We start from the raw sequence: 678 nt of genomic DNA, 5'->3' as shown, positions 1-678 counted from the left end.
AGCGAACAGCCATGCGCTGATTACTATGCCGGGTGCCAGCAAGTTTTACCGTAGCAGCGGCGCGCAGGCGCATCTCAATCAGCATTTTTATGTTGAGGAGCAGGCAACGCTTGAGTGGCTGCCGCAGGACACGATTTTTTTCCCCGGCGCTGACGCCCGGCTTCGCTCAGTGTTCCATCTGCATCACTCCAGTACCCTGCTGGCGTGGGAGCTGCTGAGCCTGGGCCGTCCGGTGATCGGTGAAACCTTCAGCCACGGCACCCTGGAAAGTCGGCTGGAGGTGTGGCTCGACGACGAACCGTTGCTCGTGGAACGTCAGCATCTGCGCGATGGCGATCTCACGCCGGTGGCGGCTCATCCGTGGACAGGCACCCTGCTCTGTTATCCGGCAAACGAAGCTCTGCTGGACGGCGTGCGCGAACGGCTGGCAGCCCTTGGGAATTTTGCCGGAGCAACACTCACCGATGGCCTGCTGTCGGTGCGTTTTCTCTCTCACGACAACCTGATTTGCCAGCAGGCGATGCGCGACATCTGGCAATACCTGCGACCGCAGGTTACCGCTAAAGCGCCTCACGCCCCCCGAATCTGGCAGACCTAAGAGAATCCTATGGAACTGACTCCCAGAGAAAAAGACAAGCTGTTGCTGTTCACCGCCGCGCTGGTCGCGGAGCGCCGCCT

Annotated in this window: 2 protein-coding genes; both read left to right on the top strand. The window is 60.6% G+C overall.

The window, feature by feature from the left end:
- Window positions 1-598, top strand: a 598-nt coding sequence (locus K5E19_RS23300; RefSeq protein ID WP_221553295.1) for an urease accessory protein UreD, incomplete at its 5' end; no start/stop codon positions are given.
- A gap of 9 nt (window positions 599-607) precedes the next feature.
- Window positions 608-678: urease subunit gamma (locus tag K5E19_RS23295; RefSeq protein WP_221553296.1), on the top strand; the 71-nt coding region annotated here is incomplete at its 3' end.

Source organism: Enterobacter sp. RIT637 (genome assembly GCF_019718755.1).
GTDB lineage: Bacteria > Pseudomonadota > Gammaproteobacteria > Enterobacterales > Enterobacteriaceae > Enterobacter.
This window is presented reverse-complemented; position numbering and strand designations above follow the sequence as displayed.